The sequence below is a fragment of the Vibrio chemaguriensis genome, assembly GCF_012275705.1.
GTDB lineage: Bacteria > Pseudomonadota > Gammaproteobacteria > Enterobacterales > Vibrionaceae > Vibrio > Vibrio diabolicus.
Genome location: NZ_SHOE01000005.1, coordinates 1 through 20,406 on the forward strand (window position 1 = coordinate 1; position 20,406 = coordinate 20,406).

17 protein-coding genes and 1 pseudogene are annotated in these 20,406 nt (G+C 44.0%); 6 read left to right on the forward strand and 12 right to left on the reverse strand.

Going from position 1 to position 20,406, the window contains the following annotated elements; genetic code table 11:
• Nucleotides 1-844: 844 nt before the first annotated feature.
• Nucleotides 845-1,702, reverse strand: coding sequence for a glutathione-dependent disulfide-bond oxidoreductase (yghU, locus tag EX191_RS06550; RefSeq protein WP_053807951.1), 858 nt, complete (start codon nucleotides 1,700-1,702; stop codon nucleotides 845-847).
• Nucleotides 1,703-1,956: 254 nt separating this feature from the next.
• Between yghU and EX191_RS23110 the strand changes: the two are divergent.
• Nucleotides 1,957-2,067, forward strand: a pseudogene (locus EX191_RS23110) (dihydrofolate reductase family protein); the annotation flags it as partial.
• Between the two features lie 79 nt (nucleotides 2,068-2,146).
• Here EX191_RS23110 and EX191_RS06555 read toward each other — a convergent pair.
• The 3 genes from EX191_RS06555 to EX191_RS06565 form a co-directional block, all read right to left on the reverse strand.
• Nucleotides 2,147-3,601: a sucrose-6-phosphate hydrolase gene (locus EX191_RS06555; protein ID WP_193447392.1), complete on the reverse strand. Its 1,455-nt coding sequence runs from the start codon at nucleotides 3,599-3,601 to the stop codon at nucleotides 2,147-2,149.
• 31 nt (nucleotides 3,602-3,632) lie between these two features.
• Nucleotides 3,633-4,556 (reverse strand): aminoimidazole riboside kinase, encoded by a 924-nt coding sequence (locus EX191_RS06560; RefSeq protein ID WP_193447393.1) that lies wholly within the window; start codon nucleotides 4,554-4,556, stop codon nucleotides 3,633-3,635.
• A gap of 165 nt (nucleotides 4,557-4,721) precedes the next feature.
• The gene (locus EX191_RS06565) at nucleotides 4,722-6,161 is read right to left on the reverse strand and encodes a sucrose-specific PTS transporter subunit IIBC (RefSeq protein WP_193447394.1); all 1,440 of its coding nucleotides are present in this window, start codon (nucleotides 6,159-6,161) and stop codon (nucleotides 4,722-4,724) included.
• A 235-nt stretch (nucleotides 6,162-6,396) separates the two neighbouring features.
• Between EX191_RS06565 and EX191_RS06570 the strand changes: the two genes are divergently transcribed.
• Nucleotides 6,397-7,383, forward strand: coding sequence for a LacI family DNA-binding transcriptional regulator (locus EX191_RS06570; protein ID WP_193447395.1), 987 nt, complete (start codon nucleotides 6,397-6,399; stop codon nucleotides 7,381-7,383).
• Between the two features lie 63 nt (nucleotides 7,384-7,446).
• Here the strand turns inward: EX191_RS06570 and EX191_RS06575 are convergent, their stop codons facing one another.
• The 6 genes from EX191_RS06575 to EX191_RS06600 form a co-directional block, all read right to left on the reverse strand.
• Entirely contained in the window at nucleotides 7,447-8,820 is a 1,374-nt protein-coding gene (locus tag EX191_RS06575) for a carbohydrate porin (protein WP_193447471.1), read from the reverse strand.
• 523 nt (nucleotides 8,821-9,343) lie between these two features.
• Nucleotides 9,344-10,075 carry a hypothetical protein gene (locus tag EX191_RS06580; RefSeq protein WP_193447396.1) on the reverse strand — a complete coding sequence of 244 codons (732 nt, stop codon included), beginning with the start codon at nucleotides 10,073-10,075 and terminating at the stop codon, nucleotides 9,344-9,346.
• Between the two features lie 312 nt (nucleotides 10,076-10,387).
• Complete coding sequence (locus EX191_RS06585) at nucleotides 10,388-11,107, reverse strand: beta-ketoacyl-ACP reductase (RefSeq protein WP_005392780.1); 720 nt, start codon at nucleotides 11,105-11,107, stop codon at nucleotides 10,388-10,390.
• A 272-nt stretch (nucleotides 11,108-11,379) separates the two neighbouring features.
• The gene (locus EX191_RS06590; protein WP_193447397.1) at nucleotides 11,380-12,183 is read right to left on the reverse strand and encodes a metal ABC transporter permease; all 804 of its coding nucleotides are present in this window, start codon (nucleotides 12,181-12,183) and stop codon (nucleotides 11,380-11,382) included.
• A gap of 2 nt (nucleotides 12,184-12,185) precedes the next feature.
• Nucleotides 12,186-13,112: a metal ABC transporter solute-binding protein, Zn/Mn family gene (locus EX191_RS06595; protein ID WP_193447398.1), complete on the reverse strand. Its 927-nt coding sequence runs from the start codon at nucleotides 13,110-13,112 to the stop codon at nucleotides 12,186-12,188.
• Nucleotides 13,102-14,238, reverse strand: a complete 1,137-nt coding sequence (locus tag EX191_RS06600; RefSeq protein ID WP_193447399.1) for a hypothetical protein — start codon at nucleotides 14,236-14,238, stop codon at nucleotides 13,102-13,104. Before EX191_RS06600 ends, EX191_RS06595 begins: the two co-directional genes overlap by 11 nt.
• A 206-nt stretch (nucleotides 14,239-14,444) precedes the next feature.
• On the opposite strand from EX191_RS06600, the gene EX191_RS06605 reads away from it, so the two are divergent.
• Nucleotides 14,445-15,116: a cupin domain-containing protein gene (locus EX191_RS06605; RefSeq protein ID WP_193447400.1), complete on the forward strand. Its 672-nt coding sequence runs from the start codon at nucleotides 14,445-14,447 to the stop codon at nucleotides 15,114-15,116.
• Nucleotides 15,117-15,189: 73 nt separating this feature from the next.
• Here the strand turns inward: EX191_RS06605 and EX191_RS06610 are convergent, their stop codons facing one another.
• Nucleotides 15,190-15,429 (reverse strand): HP1242/YdcH family protein, encoded by a 240-nt coding sequence (locus EX191_RS06610; protein WP_005392770.1) that lies wholly within the window; start codon nucleotides 15,427-15,429, stop codon nucleotides 15,190-15,192.
• Between the two features lie 232 nt (nucleotides 15,430-15,661).
• Here EX191_RS06610 and EX191_RS06615 point away from each other — a divergent pair, with 232 nt between their 5' ends.
• On the forward strand, nucleotides 15,662-16,699 hold the full coding sequence (locus EX191_RS06615; protein WP_046875835.1) for a DUF4382 domain-containing protein: 1,038 nt from the start codon (nucleotides 15,662-15,664) through the stop codon (nucleotides 16,697-16,699).
• A gap of 114 nt (nucleotides 16,700-16,813) precedes the next feature.
• On the opposite strand, the gene EX191_RS06620 is transcribed toward EX191_RS06615, so the two are convergent.
• Entirely contained in the window at nucleotides 16,814-17,683 is an 870-nt protein-coding gene (locus EX191_RS06620; RefSeq protein WP_006741415.1) for an AraC family transcriptional regulator, read from the reverse strand.
• A 124-nt stretch (nucleotides 17,684-17,807) separates the two neighbouring features.
• Between EX191_RS06620 and EX191_RS06625 the strand changes: the two genes are divergently transcribed.
• Together EX191_RS06625 and EX191_RS06630 are read left to right on the forward strand one after the other, a co-directional pair.
• A complete protein-coding gene (locus EX191_RS06625; protein ID WP_006741414.1) occupies nucleotides 17,808-18,956 on the forward strand; it encodes an aminotransferase-like domain-containing protein in 1,149 nt (382 codons plus the stop codon).
• Between the two features lie 412 nt (nucleotides 18,957-19,368).
• The gene (locus tag EX191_RS06630; RefSeq protein ID WP_193447401.1) at nucleotides 19,369-20,397 is read left to right on the forward strand and encodes a hypothetical protein; all 1,029 of its coding nucleotides are present in this window, start codon (nucleotides 19,369-19,371) and stop codon (nucleotides 20,395-20,397) included.
• Nucleotides 20,398-20,406: the final 9 nt, after the last annotated feature.

Sequence of the window (20,406 nt, forward strand, 5' to 3'; positions counted from 1 at the left end):
CCTTATCGCGCGGGTAGCTGTTAAATTACCTGTCATTTTACAACATATGTTTTTTTTTTTTTTTAATGTGCTATTCGTCGGCAGCGTCAGATGTGTATAAGAGACAGACCTAAATATTATCTATTACTAGACAGGAGAAAAGTATAATTTCCCTTTCTTAAAACTAAGGGAGGCTTTTTTCGATGCCTTTGAGTTTGTATCGTCATCATTAAACTGAGTGTAACAATGAGGGATAAGACATCCGGCTTTAGCGCGAAAAGATAAGCCACTGTTATTTAAGTTCACTCTCTGCTTTTTTATCACTAAAGACTTTAAATTTCGGTTACCTTCAGTTTGTATAGCAATTCTTTCACGTACCCCAACCCAGTACGACTCAAACGACGACATTATACATATCCTCTTTCATGGTATAAGCAGTTGTAATTAAACATTGCTCAAAGCTAGATGTAGAATTCAGTAAATTATTTAAATTTTATTTATCTATAAATTTTAATTTAAATAGATTAACCTGCACATTCCACACAAAATAAAAGGTTATGTCAAAGATTAATTATCATTAAGTTTATTTATACTAGATATAAAATTAAGTTATAAATTTAAGGTTATCTAAAGTATAAATTTTTAGAATATCATCAGCTAATAGTTAATAGAAATGCAGAGGGCTTGTTGAATATGAAAACGACAAATAGAAGCAAAGAACCATCTATAGATTGAATAATCTTCAACGGGGTTACAATTCAAATAAAAGTAGCGCATCTAGTAAGATGCGCTATGGATTTGATCAGTTTTGGAGTATGAGTTCGGATGAAAACAAACTTACTTGAAGTGACTGAGCCAAGGTTGCTTATGGTTTAAGCTTCAATACCTTATCAATATCTTCTGCGCTGTGACGTTCAGGTAACTGCTCCCACTCTTCTCCCCATGAGCGATTCACAATACGACCACGCTGGACAGCTTCTCGCTCATCAATCGCTTTCGCCCAACGCACAACGTTTTTGTAGCTTTCTACATCTAAGAATTCAGCCGCATCGTAAGCACGACCCAGTACAAGGTTGCCGTACCATGGCCATGTTGCGATATCAGCGATACTGTAATCATCGCCACCTAGGAATTCATTGTTTGCGAGGCGCTTGTCTAATACATCTAACTGACGTTTTGCTTCCATTGTAAAACGGTTGATTGGGTACTCGAACTTCTCTGGTGCGTACGCGTAGAAGTGACCAAAACCACCGCCTAGGTATGGCGCAGAACCTTGCAGCCAGAACAACCAGTTCATCACTTCAGCACGCTTTGCGCCCTCTTTTGGTAGAAAGTGACCAAACTTCTCTGCTAGGTAGAATAGGATGTTACCTGATTCAAACACGTTCACTGGCTCAGAACCTGAACGGTCAACTAGGGCCGGAATTTTCGAGTTCGGGTTCACAGCAACAAAACCAGAACCAAACTGGTCGCCGTCACCAATCTTGATCAGGTATGCATCATATTCTGCTTCTTTTACGCCTGCCGCCAGAAGCTCTTCAAACATGATCGTTACTTTCTGGCCGTTTGGAGTCCCCATGGAATAAAGTTGGAATGGGTGTTCCCCAACAGGCAATTCTTGCTCATGACGAGCGCCTGAGTCCGGGCGGTTAATGCTCGCCCACTGGCCACCGTTTTCGTTATCGTTTGTCCAAACTTTTGGTGGAATGTATTCGTTAGCCATTGTTATCCCTTATTGTGTTTGAATGCATTATCAAACTGGCAAACTCAGTGCGCCAGCAAGCATGATGAAGTAACCCACCGCATTCGATAAATGGGCATACCCAAGATATTAGGCCGGAATCTTCAAATAAAAGTCCTGACCTTTCACTTAATTAGAACCTTTGGTTATGGGATTTTCTTTCACGCTATAAGGAAAAACGTTGTGTTAATGTGAGTTAGGTTCGAGATGCTAACAATAATGAGTAAGCCCAACTCGGCGGCGCACCTCTGTTTGGTGATTTAGAACAACCGCTTAACTTTACAGTCACTAAGAGCGAAGTAGTGTTAGATACTTTGGTTCAGAAGACTTACGTACGTGAAAGATAGTTAGGTTAGATAGTTAAAAAGAAAAACGCCCTTCACTGAGTCAATGAAGGGCGTTTTAATATCTTTGTAATCGAAACCGTTACTTAGCTGATTCAAACAAACCAGTGATGCCTTTCAAAGGGAAAAGCCTTGCTTGCTCCAACCCTTTCAACGTTACCTTATTGAGGTCATCAATAAAGAAACGACTGGTCATCGTGTGTTTGCCACCATTAATAAAAATCTCGATGACAGAGTTGTCGATATATATATCAATCGTCTGCTTAGCGTCCAATCTTGGTGCTTTTCGAATGCCACCAAATTCTTCTGCGTACAAATGAGACATGTAACGACGGTCCAGCATAAACTCGTGCTCTGTCGCACTAAAGACGATGTTGTCACCTTTGAGGTTACTCAGCTCAAGTTCAAAGCCATCGACCTCAAGGTCTAATTGGATCAAACAATTGGTGCTTTCCAGTGTATGGGATTGTGCAAAGACCACCTCTTCTTTTCTCAAACTCTTCAGCTCAGGGAGTGGAGTTTGAACAAGAAAACCATCTTTCAACGTTAGTTCTCTAGGAAGAGACAACATTCCTGCCCACTGGTGTGTGACCGATGGCGTGTCGATTTCTGGCAACCCTATCCATGCAATAAGAATGCGACGCCCACTCTCATCTAAATAGGTTTGTGGGGCGTAGAAATCAAACCCATAATCTGGCTGTAAAATATCTTGGTGGTTTTCTAAAGTCATCGACTCTAGGTTCAACTGATCACCCACGATATACGCGACAGAATAGATGTTTTTGAAATCATAAGGATTACTACTGCTCACGCCCTGTGGCGAAAACAACATCACCGACTGACCATTAATCTCAAAGAAATCAGGACACTCCCACATGTACCCAAGGTCAGAAAACTTGGTCTTGATAGGACCTTTATGCTGCCACGTTTTCAAATCTTTGCTTTGATAGAGCGCCATTGAGCCATGCTCGGTTTTGGTTTGAGCACCCACCACCATCAAATAGTCGTCGCCTTTCTTCCAAACTTTTGGGTCACGAAAGTGCTCCGTGTAATGTTCGTTCTCAATGACTACACCGTGCTTTTCAATGCTGCCGTCTGAATCCATGGTGGCAAAACACTGTGTTGGGATTCGATTCCAGTTTTGGTCACGCTTGTTGCCAGTAAAAAATAGCAAAACCTGGTTGTTTTCCACCAAAGCGCCGCCCGAATAGACACCATGTGAATCGTAGTCTTGGTCAGGATGAAGACCCACGCCATGATCAGTAAAATGGATGAAGTCTTTAGTAGAAAGGTGATACCAATACTTCATTCCATGGACTGGTCCCACAGGCGTCCACTGGTAAAAGATGTGGTGCTCACCATTGAAATAGCACAGCCCATTTGGGTCATTTAACAGCCCAAATTTAGGGGCGATATGAAAACTAGGAAAGCCTTTATCTTGCTGACGTGAAAGTGTCATTTCTTCGATATCACACTGAGGGATTTGCTCAAGTCGGCGATATCTTTGCTCTACAGTCCAACGGTTGTTTAAGCTCATAATTTTTCTCAACTGAAATTGGATCTGAAGATCATTGCCCAATAAATCGCAGCAATTCTGTCTGGGTCGGAAGCGCGGTCATTGCGCCTTTTTGCGTCGTCGCTAATGCACCACAGCCATTTGCCCATTGAATCGCAGAGCTAACAACAGGATGATTTTTCCAATCGGCATGCCGAGACAGACATGCCAGTAGCCCTCCGACAAAAGCATCACCCGCACCTGTGGTATCAATCGGACTAACGGCTTGACCTGTGATCAGCTCATTCTGACTTTCAAAGACTCGCCAAACACCTTTCGCACCTTGTGTCACCAAGACCAAAGCAATATTCAAAGCGGCTATTTGTTGTAAACCTTGCGCCATCGATGTTGAGTCAGTTAAGAACAAAAGCTCTTCTTCAGAGAACTTAACCACATCAGCCATCGCTACAGCCTTCATCACGACAGCTTGGATTTCTGATTGATCTTGCCACACTTCATCACGCAAGTTAGGGTCAAAGCTAATGAAACCACCAGCGGCTTTTGCTCTTTTGATCGCCTCAAATGTGCTGCTTCTACTTGGCTCATTTGCCAGTGAAATCGAACAAACATGCAGCCAGTCACCTTGCTTAAAGTTAGGGATGTCTTCAACAGACATAAACTGATCTGCGCTCGGTTTCACCATAAATGTAAAGCTGCGTTCACCTTGATCATCTAAATCCACCACCACTGTTGATGTTCTTTGCTCAGGATCTTTAACGAGAAACTCCGTGCACACGCCCTCTTGATCCAGAGTTGATTGCATGAAGCGACCAAATGGGTCATCCCCCACACGTCCAAAAAACGCACTCTTACCAGATAGACGAGCAATTGCTACGGCGACATTCGCTGGTGCACCACCGGGACATTTGAGTAAAGAAGTCTCAGATTCCGGTATTAGATCGACAACAGCATCACCAGTTACCCACACTTGATTCATCTTGCTTACCTTAAAATTAAAGCCCTGATAGTCCAACGTGTTGAACACATTCACTACCAAGTAAAAATTGAAAAAGGCTAGCCAAGCCATTAGTGCTTGGCTAGCACCCCAAACATTTAGGAAAAGAAGTGGATTTTGGGGGACTCCACCCTTAAGGAGTTCAGATTAAGCCGCTGCTTTTTTACCGACTTTAGCGCGGTCACGCATACCAAGAACAATGGTGAGAACAAATGCGGTCAAGAACGCGATCACCATACCCGCGATGTAGTACCCAATCTTATCTGGCGTGATGGAAATGATGCCTGGAAGACCAGCTGCACCCAATGCCTGAGCTTTCACATTAAACATTGTGATGAACGCACTTGATAACGCCGCAGCGCAAACTGCCGCAATAAATGGGTAACGTAGTTTTAAGTTAACACCAAACATGGCTGGTTCTGTAATACCCAGCAAACCCGTAACACCAGATGGAATCGCAATACCTTTCATCTTCTTATCTTTGCTCATCACGCCCACCGCCAACGCTGCCGCTCCTTGAGAAACGTTAGACATCGCCGCAATAGGAAAGATAAAGGTGCCGCCTGTTGTCGCAATATCCGCAAGAAGTTGCGTTTCAATCGCAATGAAACTGTGATGCATACCGGTAATAACAAACGGAGCATAGATAAGACCAAATACCGCACCACCAACAAAGCCAGCTGTGTTGTATAGCCAGTTCAGACCATCACCCAATAGGAAACCGATATCACGCGTGAATGGACCGACGACAGTAAACGTCAATAAACCCGTGATGAAAATCGCAAGTAGCGGCGTTAAAAGGTTATCTAAAACAGAAGGAATAACCTTGCGCAGACCCAACTCAACCTTCGCAAGAATGAATGCCGATACCAAAACCGGTAACACTGAACCTTGGTAGCCCACTTTTTGAATTTCAAAGCCAAGAATATTCCAAGCCGGAATGTTGCCAGATACCGCAGCCCCCCCGAAGCCCCACCCGTTAAGTAATTCTGGGTGGACCATCAACATACCTAACGCCGCCCCTAAATATGGGTTACCGCCAAACTTCTTACTGGCTGAAAATGCCAGCAGAATAGGCAGGTAAACAAACGGAGCGTTCGCAAACGTGTTGATCATGTTCGCCAAGTCTGTCAGCCCTGGGTTGGCATCAATCAAAGATTTGCCATCAATAAACAAGCCTTGAGCAGTCAATAGGTTATAGATACCCATCAACAAACCGCCAGCGACGATTGCTGGAATGATTGGGACGAAAATATCAGACAGCCCTTTCACCGCGCGCTGAACGATGTTTTGTTTCTCTGCGCCAGCAGACGCAACGTCGTTGGTGGACATTTCACTCATCCCCGTCAACTTCGCCATTTCTGCATAAACTTGGTTTACGATGCCTGATCCAAAAATGATTTGGTACTGACCCGCAACTTTGAACTGCCCTTTTACCCCTTTAAGGCTATCAATCGCTTGTTCATCTATTTTTTGCTCATCTGCAACGGCAAGGCGTAAGCGTGTCGCACAATGCGCAAGTGCGGTGATGTTGCTTTTACCACCTAATAGAGTTAACAACTCTTTTGCTACTGCCGGATAATTCATTTCATACCCCATTGGATTATTATCTGAGCTTGCGAAATTTTCGGGAACGTTTGCAAAACAGATTTTTGCTCAATAAAACCAAATGATCAAAGATAAAGCAGAGAGAATGTGAGAATGATCGTCAAATTCTCTCCCTAAGAGCAGTATAGGAGGTTAGAATCGCTACTTATCAAAGAGCTTTTCATCTTCTCTTTGCAAACAATCCCAAAAACGAAAAACAGAATGGATAGGAATAATGGCGAGTCTGCATGATGTCGCCCGTCTGGCTGGCGTATCAAAATCAACAGTGTCACGGGTTATAAACGATGAGTATGGCGTAAAAGAAGCGACAAAACAGAAGGTCCGCCAAGCAGTAGTGGAGTGTGGCTATGTGCCGAACCAAGTCGCTAAAGATCTAAAATCTCAAAAGACCAATCTGGTTGGTGTCATCGTTCCTCGGGTTTCCTCTCATGCCACATCCCAAGGTGTCGATGGATTAACCGATGTCCTTGAAAAAGCTGGGAAACATGTCTTACTTGCTAGCACTCACCAAGCCCACGAAAAAGAACTAGAATATATTCAGATCTTTAACCAAAAACGGGTTGAAGGGATCATTCTTTACGCCACCCACCTCGATTCCAAGCTGGTCAAAGCAATTCAAAACTCAGCGGTCCCAGTTGTGCTCGTCGGTCAAGATGGTTCCATGTTTAATATTCCAAGCATCATTCATGATGACGCACGAGTAGGGTTTGAAGCGGGAAATAGACTGGTTGCAAAAGGTTGCCAAACCATGGGCTTTATTGGCGTACAAGGTGACGATATCGCGGTAGATAAGCAACGCTCTGAAGGATTTGTTCAAGCGCTGCAACACCATGGTTTTGAGCTCGCCTTCCATGCTCGTGGTGACTTTACCATCGACTCTGGCTATTCATTGGCAAAACAACACTTAACAGAGAACCGTAATCTAGATGGCTTGTTCTGTGCGACAGATCGTATTGCTATCGGTGCGATGAGAGCGATTCAAGAGCTCGGGTTAAAACCGGGTAAAGACGTTTTAGTGCTAGGAGTTGGTGATGATGAGCTCGCATCAGTGTGCACCCCAACCTTATCAACATTTAACTATGCATTTGATAAAGCAGGTGAAAATGGTGCGAAACTGTTGCTAGATAGAATTGCCAACAGAAGTTTTGAAATGAGTAAGATGGTGCTAACCTTCAAAACAATTGAGCGTCAGTCCTGTTAATGAAAAAGCGCCAACTGAAATCAGTTGGCGCTTTTCTTATTACTCTTTCTCGGTTAGAGCCCTTTAGAACCAAGTTTCCATTTGCAGTGCAAACAGAACTTCACCACCATCACCCATCGTTGCAGCGCCCGCATCCTGGCTAATCGAGTAGCCATTCAAGTCTTCGCTCCAATCAACGTAGCTAACAGCAAAACGTAGCTCCGGACGGTCAAAGAACCCTGCAGCGGTAGACATCTTAAGCGTTGGTGCAATTGTCGCTTTGTAAAAACTGCCACTTGCTTTATCAATCGCATTGTCTAGGTCCATGTATTGGTATGAGCCTTCATAAACCATCTCAAAGTTTTGTGTAAACTCTTGCGCTAAGCGGATGTTGAACGATGCCCACGTAAATTCATCATTTTTAGCAAAGCGATCTTGGCTGTGTTCTGCTAACAACGCAGGTGCTACACGCCAATTGTCGCCGATGCGTGTTACACCATAGCTGAACAAGCGTACGGCTTTTGCGTCTTCTAACAAATCACCGTTTGAACCTATGCCTTTAAGTTCCGCCCCCAGTCCATCACCCATCAAAATACCAGTTTTAGAGAAGCCTTCACTCATGCCAAAGAAGGTATCGCCATGGTAGGCAAACATCGCATGTAAACCTTTGTCCGCTGAGCCTTCTGCTCGATTATTGTTATCAGCAGACGTGATGCCGCTCAGCATCAATTGCCAATTACCAAAGCGGTTGTTCATTGTCGCGATATAGTTTTCAACATCCGTTGACGAGCTATCAATCTCACCAAAATCACGACCATAGATCGAGAAGTTTGCTTTCCATGAATCGCTCATTTGGACGTCATACACGCCTGCACCAGTACCAGATAGGAAAACGATATCCGAGTCAAAGAAGTGAATGTCAAAGTTATCACGGTCAAATCGTTTGCCTGCCCAAAACGTTGCGTCAGCAAACGCACTTGATTCAGAGAACATGCTCAACTTGTTTAGCTCAGCATATACCTGACGAACGTTTAATTGACTCTCACTCGCCGTCCATTCGTTATTGGTTTCCGTACTATCTGCCAACATGATTCGGAACAAAGCGCTGGAGCCATCATCTGCAAAACGTTTGTGAATAAGGTTTGCTTCCACATAATGATCATCCTCAACCCCTAATCGTCCAATTGGAGCGCCAATAGCACCAGCTACCGTCATGTAAGGACCAGTACCCACTGCACCATTCAGATCATCATTAATGAGCAGCCCGGAGCGAGCGTAGCCATGAAACTCAAAGCTTGAGGCTTTCTCATTTGCTTCTATGGATACTTTTTCTGTCTGTTCAAGTCTCTGTTCTAATTCATTAATTCGCTTTTCAAGAGCGTCAACATCAGTTGCTGCGAATGCAGGTGCAGTAACCAGCCCAAGCGCTACTGCCATCGTCAAAGTGTGTAGTTTCATTTCCATAGTCTCACGTAAATTTATACTTAGGTTATTTGCAAACGTTCCCAAGCAAAATTGCAAACTTATGGTGACTTTAAATGTTCATCTAAAGTCTGAATTTCAGAGCGCTCAGACTCAGAGCGTCTCTATCACTTGTATCAATGGGGCGATAATATATAAAATTTTCGGGAACGTTACCGCAAGGAAGCGATTTTGTTACTTCTATCACGTTCAATTGTGTTACTTACAGAAAAATCATTAACCAGCGCACATTTGAATGGTAATGAGAAACAGGCATTGAAATTCAGCCTTATTAACAGGTGGCATTGTGGCAGAGACGTTGGCTCAACGTCTTTTATAGATTGTCTTGTGGTTAGAGCGCACAAAAAATTTCATAGAATCAGTGAGAGCATTTGGCTCCATGCATTTTAATATCTACAAAACTCATTTTTTGAACATAAATGAGTTTTGTAAAATCCAATAATCTTGCTCATGGTCACATCGGTTGCGAAAAACCACTCATTACCAAAAAGTAATCAAGCTAATGCATCTCAACGTTATTCTCTTTGGCGACTAGTAAGTATTTAATTTGATGTTGAAAATCTGCCTCAATTATCTCTTCTCGACCTTTGGACATAACGGTGTCGTAAACCATGTTTACATATTCATACGGCAGATATTTATCAAAAACATGAACTATATCGTCGTTAATTAAAATTTCACCGTAACAAGCTAAGTCTTCATCAAACGTATTTTGGTAACAAGATATTTTAGAACTATCCCATCCAGAGTAAAATTTGACACTCTTGACATCGTCATACATCGCAATGAATAACTTTTCGATTCCAAGCTTTCCTTCAGCCTCAAACCTCGACTCAAAGTTAACATAGCCGATAGCAATACCTTCATCAGAAGCTGAGTAATCTTTATTAACTCCGTAGTGGACTTGGTTTTCTCTAAGTTTAGAATTGCCAATAGCTTTCCAAGTTAGGCGGTTCCCATCAATATTTTCACCAAATGTAAGCTCTTCTTTGACCTCAATAATTTGGTTCGCCAATTGGTAAGTTAAAGGCAGGTCAAGATCCGGAACGTTAGTGGCAAGACTTAGACCTTTCCTGCTATGTTTTTCGTAAATTACCTGATGTTTTCTTGGCTCGGAGTGAGAGCTTACAACTATCCATCCGCTTTCTTCAGTAGATGGGTTAGTTGATTCGGAGTTACAGCCCAAAATAAGAAGAGTTGACGCGCTAAACAGTACAGTTTTTAAGTACATAGTGAGTATTCAAAGTTAATTATTTAGTGGCATTATCATTTAAAACAATATCATGGGCAATAAAATCATACTTTAATACCTCAATAGTTATTCTATTTCGAAGTTAATATTTTTGATTAGCTACATTGCTAGGTTAATAACTGAGAACGATGCCAGAATGAATTACGTGTTCTAACTCTATACTTAATCATACAAATCCGGCAGTGCGAAACGAATAAAGTGAACGTGTCAAAAGCCCGAATAGCGTTACCCAACAAAAACGCCCTTCACATAAGTAAAGGGCGTTTGTTATTTGAGATTTTGATTAGCGAGCTATAACACCAACCCACCATCAATCTTGAGCACTTGTCCGGTTATAAACGCACTTTTATCAGACGCTAGAAACGCAACGCCATTGGCAATGTCTTGCGCCGAGCCCATGCGTCCCAGAGGCGTTTTACTTTCCATCATTTGAATGACTTTTTCAGGCAAGCTCTTTGTCATGTCGGTAGCGATAAAACCTGGAGCAACACAGTTGACTCGGATTTGAGCGCCTTTTCTTGCGAACTCTTTCGCCCAGCCTTTGCTCATCGCTATCACGCCACCTTTACTCGCGCCATAATTACTTTGACCAATATTGCCATCCGTTCCCACGATAGACGAAATACTGACAATACTGCCTGCGCCTTGCTCTAGCATGACAGGTGCAACTCGCTGGGTGAGTAAAAACACCGCCTTTAGGTTCACGTCGATAACGCTGTCCCAGTCTTGCTCTAACATGTCTGGCAGCAGTGCATCTCTCGTTATCCCGGCGTTGTTGACCAGAACATCAATGCGTTGATGTTTCGCGACGATGCGGTCGACCACTTCACTTACCGCTGCGGCCTCACAGAGATTCACTTGATAACTTGAAAGGTTTGGCGACTGACTCCACTCCACAGGCGAGATATCTAGCCCCACGACGTGAAATCCATCTTCGAGTAATTGTTCGCAAATGGCCTGCCCTATACCGCGAGCTGCCCCTGTAACGACGGCGACTTTTTCGTCTTTCATCTTGGTCTTCCTTAAATGTTGAGAGTACAAATCTTGCTTGCTCCTAAGCGCTTATCGTTATGTGGCTTTGTGCTTCTCATACGCAAAGGGGTTTATTTAGATAATGAAACTATAGGAATATTCTGGAAGTAGGGTGTGAATGAATCAAGACAACTTGATGATGTTTCAGCCCGTATTATTCCTCGAATCAAGATAGAAATACGATGGAGAGCCCTAAGCCTTTGAAGAAAAAAGCACCAACAATGCCAGTGGTGCTTTGAGTAAATGCCGTGTTAATGCTTTGTCTCTAACAAGACGTGCCTTTTGAAGGGTGGGAGCAGGTTAAATATCACTCCGATGATAAACAACGTAATAACAATCGTCGCACCGCTCGGTAAATCATACTTTGCAGAAGCTGCTACCCCCAGCAGAATACCAATTGTTCCGATACCTAAACTGGCGATTAAAAAACGTTTACCTTTAAGGCTTGCGGCACATAAAGCTGGAATCACAAGCAAGGCAAACTCCAAGTAAATCCCTGTCAGTTTGACGGTGATAGGCATCAAAATAGCGAAGATGAGGTAAAAACCGCAACCATGCATAAACTTCGGTTTCAGCGTTAGCAGCAATAACATTGCCCCCGTAATTGCAGCCAAAGGCCAAACATCTTGCCATGTTGACCACAGTAGCTGACCATTCAAGATCCCTTGAATAAAATCGGCACCGTGTGGGTCTTTGCTAACCAGTAATACTGCCAATGAAGCAGACACAACAAACAAGCTGCCGATCATCGGTTCTAGGTGAGGATGGTTACGCTTTTCAAGCGCAGCAATAACACCACAAAGCACCAAAGACATCATCCAAGGACCAAGCATGCTGCCAAGCCATGATTCGGATAGCCAAGGAGAACCAGCATACCAAGAAGAAGAGTTCAGCCAATAGTGACTTAGCGCTGCTCCCAATGCTGCGACCTGAGCAACCGCCAGATCGATAAAAATGATCTGCCGCTGTAAGACTTGCTGCCCAAGCACAACATTCCCAACTAGCGCAATTAATCCGCACAAAACGGCTGGCGCCAACCAAAGGTATTCACCCATAATTAAAATTTCACTGAACTGGGTGATACCAACGTGGCGAGCAGTTCAGTGATCACCTCATCATAGAGATCATCTAAACTTTGCTGTTTTGAGACCGTCAAAGGTAACTGCGCTACAGGCTTATCCGTTTGTTGCTGTAACCACATCGCCGGACGTTGATCTTGATGAGATGAAAACACAATAGCGTCAAACTGTTTGGCATCCAATTGAGTTAAAGATTGCAGATGTGAGGTCGTTGGCGATATCCCCGGTTTCGGTTCAAGATCCGCGACTTGAACCATACCTAGCCAATCAAATAGGTATCGGTAAGTGGAGTGATATCCAACGACCCGTTTCCCCTGTAATGGTTGAGCTTTTTGTTCCCATTCATTGAGCTTTTTTTGCCACTTCGCGCGAAACTTCATACCATTAACTTGGTAACTTTGTGCGTTGTCGGGATCAATCGCTTTTAAGCGCTCCGTTACTTTGCGAGACAACGGAATCATGTCATTTGCCGCAAATTGAACATGTGGGTTTCCGTGCGCATGAATGTCCCCCATGCTGCGGTCAACATGATCATGAGAGTCCAACATACGCACGAAATCGGTCGCATAAATCATGCTTTGAGCACCATTTTGAACGGCACTATTGCCACTTCGATTTTGAAGCATCGGCAACCAACCTACCTCCAACTCAGCGCCAGAGCACATCGCCATGTCAGCTTGGCGCATCTTGGCAATTAAAGACGGACGAGCTTGAACATAATGCGGATCTTGCTTAGCCGTGGTTGCTGAGTAAATGGTGGCGTTTGGGGCATGACTTTCAAGAAAAGCTTTCCATTCAGGCTCACAAACGAAAATGTTGAGAGCTAAAGCAGGCGAAGAGATGATGGCAGATCCCGCCGCCATCATCACTAAACTGCATTTACTTATCGCAAGTTTAGAACGCATGTGCACCGTGCGCTCCAAATGTCATTACGTATTGCAGAGTAAACACGTTGTCTGTTTCACTGTCTTGGTTATCAATGCGAGTGAATTGCGCACGGATCGTACCGAAATGAGAAGAATCCCATGCGATCATCGCATCCATCTCTTTATCATTCAGTGCTGTGAAATGCATGTGATCGCCGTGTGCGTGGCCATCATAACTTTCTGCTTCGCCGTAACGTAGGCCCGCAGACCAACTTGGGTTGAAGCGGTAAACGCCCGAAACATAGTATGCGCTTAAGTTGTCTGGTGACTCTGCATCGTTCTTGTATTTGCTGTCTACTACACCGTCTAACAACATGTATTCCGCAGATAGCGTGAAGTTGCTGTACTTGTAGTTACCATCTGGTGCCCACTTCCACACAAAATCTGCGCCGTATAGGTTCGCACCCGTTACAGCCGCAGCGTGGCTGTGGTCATGTTCTTCTTCGTGACCATGGTCGTGATCTTCGAATTCTTTAACTTTGCCATTTTCGTTACGCAGGTAACTTAAACCAAACTGCCAACTTGAAGATTCAGAGAAATCATTACCAAGCTTCATCGTTGTCGTGTAAACACCAACTTTAGAGCCATCTTCAACAGAAGACATCTTGTTGCCGCTTAATGCTTCTACACCAAACTTCACGTAAAGATCGGTTGGCAGAACGATGTTTGCGCGTACACCGTCATCATAGTAATGCGAACCAAGGAAAGTACGGTAAGCAATTGGGCGTTCAACGAAACTGTCAGTGTGCATGTGTTGATTGTTGAGGTAACCGAAGTCAGATAGGAATCGGCCCGCGCGCACGTTTACACCGTATGGCAATGCCAAAGTTTCGATGAATGCTTCTTCAAGCTCTAATTCTGTCTCATCGCCATGACTTTCAAGAACAGCGGTCAACGCACCGTGAAACTTGTCGTCAATATTTGATGATAAGTTCAATTCCGTATGGCCTAGACCAAAACCTTCTTCGCGATCGGAATTATGACGTTGACCATCTTGGTAGTAGCCATCAACAACAACACCAATCTGTGGGTTCGATAATGTATCGGCAAAAACAGGGGACGCAAAAATGCTACCGATCGCGAGAGAAACCAATTTCTTATTCACTACTTTTTCCTTTTGTTATGTTATAACATTTAATTTTGCGATGTTATAATATAACAATTATCATTACACAAGCAGAAATTTAACTTGGTTCCGACTGCTAGCTCGTATTCAATCCCTGATTTTGACTATCAACAAGTGAATCAATTGATGTTTTTTATACGTATACTATTGAGAGTCAATCATTAGATAAGTAATGGAATTTCAGTATGTTGAATATGGATTTCTCGAAAAGAATCGTGATAGAAACAGGGGAACAGGAGTGGATCGCCAGCCCTTCCAAAGGCGTGTGGCGTAAACCTTTGGAAAGAGAAGCCAAAGAATCAGGGCACACCACCAGCGTAGTGAAGTATGAGCCAAACTCGCACTTTTCGACTCATCCTCATCCTCACGGAGAAGAAATATTAGTGCTCGAAGGAGTGTTCTCTGACGAACATGGTGACTACCCTGCTGGAACCTACTTGCGTAACCCTCCTGGAAGTCAACATGCGCCCTATAGCAAAGAAGGCTGTGTGATTTTAGTTAAACTAAATCAATTCAATTCTGATGATCTTGAAACAGTTCGCATCAACACGAACGAAGCGAATTGGTTACCTGGCATTGGTGGGCTGAAAGTCATGCCATTGCATGATTTTGAGCATGAACATGTCGCATTGGTTAAATGGCCGAAAGACGAGAAGTTTCAACCACACCGTCACTTTGGTGGTGAAGAAATTTTTGTGTTATCGGGGGAATTTAAAGACGAGCTAGGAACCTATCCTCCCTACTCTTGGATACGCAGTCCACATATGAGTGAGCACTTTCCTTTTGTAGAGCAAGAAACGGTCATTTGGGTAAAAACAGGCCACCTGCCACTCCAAGCTCCTGCTCAGCAACCCTAATGTTGGAATACTTGGCATCGTCCCTTGAAACTAAAATCGGCTCGTAGATTACGAGCCGATGATCATTGCGTCGCTAAGAGCCCATAATTCTCGAGTGGAGCCAATCTTTGAGCTCAGCTCGATTATGTTTTAACACGTTCATTTCGTGATCATCAATCGGGCTTCCTTGCAGTTCTAGTACGCGGATTTCCTTATCTAAAGCATTGTAGTTTTTAACGGTTTCAGCAAATGATGCATCGTTTTCGGCAAGCTGAGTAATGGTATCCAAATGTTCTGGGAATTCATGAGTTAATGAGTGATTTTCACCTAACATAGAGACCTCTTGGCTAGAGTTATTGATGTATATCTCCGCTCATTTTTTGAGCGACACATTCTTAACCATAGCACTTCATTGAGCACAATATCGTCGATTTGAGCACACTTTTACTGAACTTCTTAATGATGGTTCGTCGCTGTTTTCGACCCGGTAACTCCGCTCGTTGTTATTCTGTACTTTGCCAATAATCGGCTACATTTAATACACTTCTCATAAAAAGGTACATCTAATGAACAGCATGAAAATTGGCCTAATCAGTGCATCAATAGCCGTTGCACTTATTGGCTGTAATTCAGACAGTGACTCTGTCAGTACAATGACTCCTGTTACTTTGTCTGTATCAGATGCCCCTATTGATGACGTATCAGAAGTGGTGATCACATATAACAAAGTTGCATTTCTTCCTCTTGATGGTGGCACACCACAAGTATTCGATGTGTATAAAACAAACGAAGAAGGCAATTTGGTCGACGAAGATGGTAACCCCCTTCCCGATGGTGAAGATCCACTCCCCCTAAGTGTTAACTTACTCAACTTCCAAGGCAGTGACGCACAAGAATTGGTGGATGATGAACTGATACCAACTGGTAATTATAAACTCTGCGTGTTTGCTAATGATGGCGATCATCCAAACTACCCATCGTATGTAATTGACGAAGCGACAGGAAATCAAATCCCACTGACCGTCAAAGGTGATGGGGCTTGCCCACAAGGTGTCGGAAAGGATCCTGATTCTGGAGTACTGTTCTTTAACAACACCTTTGCAGTCAACCCTGACAATAATGAGTTCGTAGTTGAATTTGATCTGCGCCGTGGCTTAAAAGACGGAACAGGCCAAAACGAAGGCTACAGCATTCAACGCACCTCCGTAACTTTAATTAACACGGTTACAACGGGGGAGATTCAGGGTGATGTCGCAACATTGACCTATCAAAGCTGCGAAACGGATACCCCAAGCGCAAATGGATATGCGCACGCGGTCTACTTATATCAAGGAAATATCGCTGAAGAAAACATGGGGCCATTTGCCGGCGCAGAAGGTCAAGCAATGCCAATCGCAGCAGCGAACGTGGTTCAAGACGTTGATGATGCAAATTACGAGTACGAATTCGGTTTTGTAGAACCTGGTACTTACTCGGTCGGTTATACCTGTACGGCAAATGACGATTCTGAAGAAGGTATTGTCGCTGGCGAAACTTTCAGCATTTATCAATCAACTAGCGGACTTAACGTATCCGTTGGTACTAATACAGACGCAAACTTTTAAGATCCCCTAGAAATGGCAGAGCCAGCACAAGCTCTGCCTTTTCTTCATGGCGCTCTTGGTCAGCTCTTTGCTCACCACAAATCGACTCACAAGATAATACGTTCGTTTTCATCCTTAGAAGAAGCTAATGGGTAGATAGAAATCCAGCTCAAACGCCTCATCATGGCTGAGAAAGTGATTTTTATGATAATGGACATAAGCGGGTGTAGAACGCTGTTTAAAGCCAGAGTTAGGCAACCACTTCTCTAGTACCATACTGAGTTGAGGAAGAAGCTCACCATATACGCCCGTTAAGCGAAAGACGGCATGCAAACCACCCGGAATCGTCATTTGATTCACGACGCCGCGCACTTTGAGCGGCGTATCAATTGCCATACAAGCCACATAACGACACTTGTCGAGTTCGACCCAAGCAGGGTTGGAGTGATGCAAACCATATTGAACCGAAAAGTCCCGATTCTCAGAACTTGCCCACGCCTTCAAAATCAGCCACGCATTGCGAATGGAACGGCTATAACCCTCATGTCGCACATACGCCGCAAAGCGTTGTGGGACCTCCATAATTTTAGGTTCTGGCAACTCGCGTTTCGCAACCCGATGATAACCCGCAGCCACTTCCGGATCCTTCAAATACGGTTTTTCTGCGACTTGTAAATCATGCTTTCTCCACGCACCAGGTGACATAGCGAACGTTGCTTTAAACGCTCGGCTAAAAGAAGATACCGAGCTAAAGCCGCACTTGTTAGCAATGTCTAACACCGATGAGCTGGTATCAAACATCAGTTGATTGGCGGCGTATTCCATTCTTGTACGGCGGATATATTGATGGATAGACTCCCCTACCACGTCTTTAAAAATACGATGGAAGTGTTGTTCAGAATAGGCTGCTACATCTGCTAGCTCTTTAGCCGATAACTCTCTGCTAATGTCCTGATGAATGTAAAACAGCACGTCATTGATTCTGGAAACTTGTTGATGGCTCACGGAGTAAACTTTCGCTCAAATAGCATAAATGGACATATTTAACAGCATAAATGGACACACCAAGCTTGGCAATTTACCTATACTATTTCTGACATAAAAAAGACAATTACGAGAAGCACAGCACATGGAAATAGCACAGTCATTACAACAAACTAAGTCATCCTACATTCGAGAGATCCTCGCAGCAGCGAGCGATAAGAACGTCATTTCTCTTGCGGGTGGCTTACCGGACGAAAAAACCTTCCCGATCGACTTGATGAAACCGACGCTCGAAAACCTCGCGAACATGCCAGAGGTGTTTCAATACGGCGCAACAGCAGGCTACGCACCGCTACTTAACTTTTTGACCGATTATTACCAGCTACCAGAATCTCATTTGGCGATGATCACAACGGGTTCTCAGCAAGGTCTAGATTTGATTGCGCGGGCGTACGTGAATCCGGGCGATAAAGTGGTGATGGAAGCACCAAGCTACCTTGGTGCTATGCAAGTATTCGGTTTAGTGCAAGCCAACATCGTGACCGTTTCGCAAACCGAGTGCGGCCCAAACCTTGAAGAACTCGAGCAATGCTTTGCCACGCAGCAACCAAAAATGTTCTACGCCGTGCCCGACTTTCACAACCCAACGGGCGTATGCTGGGCGCTAGAGACTCGCCAAAAAGTTGCCGAGCTTTGTATCCAATACGACGTTGCATTCATTGAAGACGCACCATACCGAGAGCTGCGTTTTTCTGGTGAAGCACTGCCACTAGTTTCGGATTTCTGCCCGCAGCACTCCATCGTATTGCGTTCATTCTCCAAAATCGCCTCACCAGGCTTGCGTATTGGTGTGGTAACGGGCAAACGCAGTTACCTTGAGCCACTCATCAAAATCAAACAAGGTGCCGATCTGCACTCTAGTATTCCTATGCAAGCTTTGCTGCATGGTCTACTGCAACATGACAACTTCGAAACGCACATTTCAACCATCTGTGCGCTTTACAAATCGCGTTACGATGTCATGTTTGCTGAGCTGCAAAAACAGCTGCCAGAAAGTTGCGTACTCAAACCTGTCGATGGTGGCATGTTTGTATGGGTCGAAATTCCAGAATGCGACACCTTCGAACTTGCGAAGACTCTTCTCGCAAACTGGGTTGCTGTGGTGCCTAGCCCGGTATTTTATCCGGAAGGTTCAAAGGTAAAAGCCGCTCTGCGTCTTAACTTTACCAATGCCACACCAGAAGAGCTGACGACTGCTGTCACTCGACTTGCGGATGTACTCAACGCTTTGTAATTGAGCGCATACGTTAGAATCTGCCTTTGAGATTCGAAAAAGTCTCAAAGGCAGCATCAAAAAAGTTCCCCAAAAAATTTTATATTTTTCTCTCAAATCAACTCTCTACAGTAAGTGCCTGTTTTCTCTTGATCCTCTCACTCATATAAAAATGAGAACCTAATCACGTATTTGATGGTTAGAAAAGTTACGTCTATCTTTCAAACAAAAGACATCAACTTCGCAGCATTAATGTTCTCAATTTCAGACACTTTACTCAGTCGTGGCTTAGCGATTGAGTAAACGACTAGAAAGCATCTGCGGGCATACCCACTACGAAGGATTGACCAGAACCATTCTGAATGTCGCGAGCCAGTCTTTTGATTGGCAATTACGTCAGTGAATCGCACCAAATGACAGAGGGGTTATCAGGATGAACACTCGAACCACGACAGGACTCGTCACCACTGGCTGGTCCGTTATCTTTTCACTTTTTACCGCATTCGCCGCGTATGCGAATACGTCTCCAAACTGTAGTGATGTTTTAGCGGGCAACACAACTGCCGTATCGCAAAAAATGATGGTTTTACTGGGCGAAGATATCACTAAATCCAACCGCATCACCACGGTGATTCCGGCCGAAAACAATCCATTTGTAACCGAAGAATTGGTCTCGGTTTCCAATGACGTATCGCCCAATGGACGTTTGCCACAAAAGACATTGGAAGAGATCCGAAAAGTACGCTCAGATTTAGAAAAAGCCGCACAGGAAGTAAGCCGATTACAAGGTACTTTTGAAGTCGCATTTGTTAGCTTGATTGATGGTTACTGCCAGTTCTCGAACCACGAACTTACTCAGCATGCCAAAATCGACTTTGACCATTTGGAAGGTCTCACGTTGTATTCAATCCCCGCTTTGTTAGCAATGGTGGATCAATCTTACGCCATGGCAGAAAATAGAATTGCTAGCGAGCAGGAACAGTTAAGCAACATCGAGAAAGAACAACAGAGACAGAAACAGCAAGCCAGTGCTGCCGCAGCAGCACGTTACCAAGACGGTAACGTGTTGGTGAAAGTCGAGAATTTTGATGGCTCTAATGTGACGTTTTCCGTCACTAACGTCGGTTCACAAGGTTCATTACAGCCAAACTTCAACACGTTTAATGCCTATCGCACCGAAAGCGGAGAGCTAGTGTATAAATCGGAGTCTTTGTTGAACTTAGCAGATACTGCGGGTAACACGCTTGAAACCATGGGGATCGCAGAGCTATCATCACGAGGGGGAGACAACTTGTCAATCTCTCCGGGTGAAACCCGAAAATTCGTCACCAGTATCGCTTCAGAAGTCGCACCACACGCACAGTTAAGCTTGGAGTTCCCAGCCAAAGTATTAAATACCGAACAAGACTTCACGCTGTCGTTTTCTGACACGACGGCTGTGGCTACAGCGAATGTAAATTAGCTGAAAAGT

Bases quoted from the DNA above. Each gene is read 5' to 3' on its own strand.
- yghU (WP_053807951.1), bottom strand. From the start codon at position 1,702: ATGGCTAACGAATACATTCCACCAAAAGTTTGGACAAACGATAACGAA.
- EX191_RS06555 (WP_193447392.1), bottom strand. From the start codon at position 3,601: ATGAGCTTAAACAACCGTTGGACTGTAGAGCAAAGATATCGCCGACTT.
- EX191_RS06560 (WP_193447393.1), bottom strand. From the start codon at position 4,556: ATGAATCAAGTGTGGGTAACTGGTGATGCTGTTGTCGATCTAATACCG.
- EX191_RS06565 (WP_193447394.1), bottom strand. From the start codon at position 6,161: ATGAATTATCCGGCAGTAGCAAAAGAGTTGTTAACTCTATTAGGTGGT.
- EX191_RS06570 (WP_193447395.1), top strand. From the start codon at position 6,397: ATGGCGAGTCTGCATGATGTCGCCCGTCTGGCTGGCGTATCAAAATCA.
- EX191_RS06575 (WP_193447471.1), bottom strand. From the start codon at position 8,820: ATGAAACTACACACTTTGACGATGGCAGTAGCGCTTGGGCTGGTTACT.
- EX191_RS06580 (WP_193447396.1), bottom strand. From the start codon at position 10,075: ATGTACTTAAAAACTGTACTGTTTAGCGCGTCAACTCTTCTTATTTTG.
- EX191_RS06585 (WP_005392780.1), bottom strand. From the start codon at position 11,107: ATGAAAGACGAAAAAGTCGCCGTCGTTACAGGGGCAGCTCGCGGTATA.
- EX191_RS06590 (WP_193447397.1), bottom strand. From the start codon at position 12,183: ATGGGTGAATACCTTTGGTTGGCGCCAGCCGTTTTGTGCGGATTAATT.
- EX191_RS06595 (WP_193447398.1), bottom strand. From the start codon at position 13,112: ATGCGTTCTAAACTTGCGATAAGTAAATGCAGTTTAGTGATGATGGCG.
- EX191_RS06605 (WP_193447400.1), top strand. From the start codon at position 14,445: ATGTTGAATATGGATTTCTCGAAAAGAATCGTGATAGAAACAGGGGAA.
- EX191_RS06610 (WP_005392770.1), bottom strand. From the start codon at position 15,429: ATGTTAGGTGAAAATCACTCATTAACTCATGAATTCCCAGAACATTTG.
- EX191_RS06615 (WP_046875835.1), top strand. From the start codon at position 15,662: ATGAACAGCATGAAAATTGGCCTAATCAGTGCATCAATAGCCGTTGCA.
- EX191_RS06625 (WP_006741414.1), top strand. From the start codon at position 17,808: ATGGAAATAGCACAGTCATTACAACAAACTAAGTCATCCTACATTCGA.
- EX191_RS06630 (WP_193447401.1), top strand. From the start codon at position 19,369: ATGAACACTCGAACCACGACAGGACTCGTCACCACTGGCTGGTCCGTT.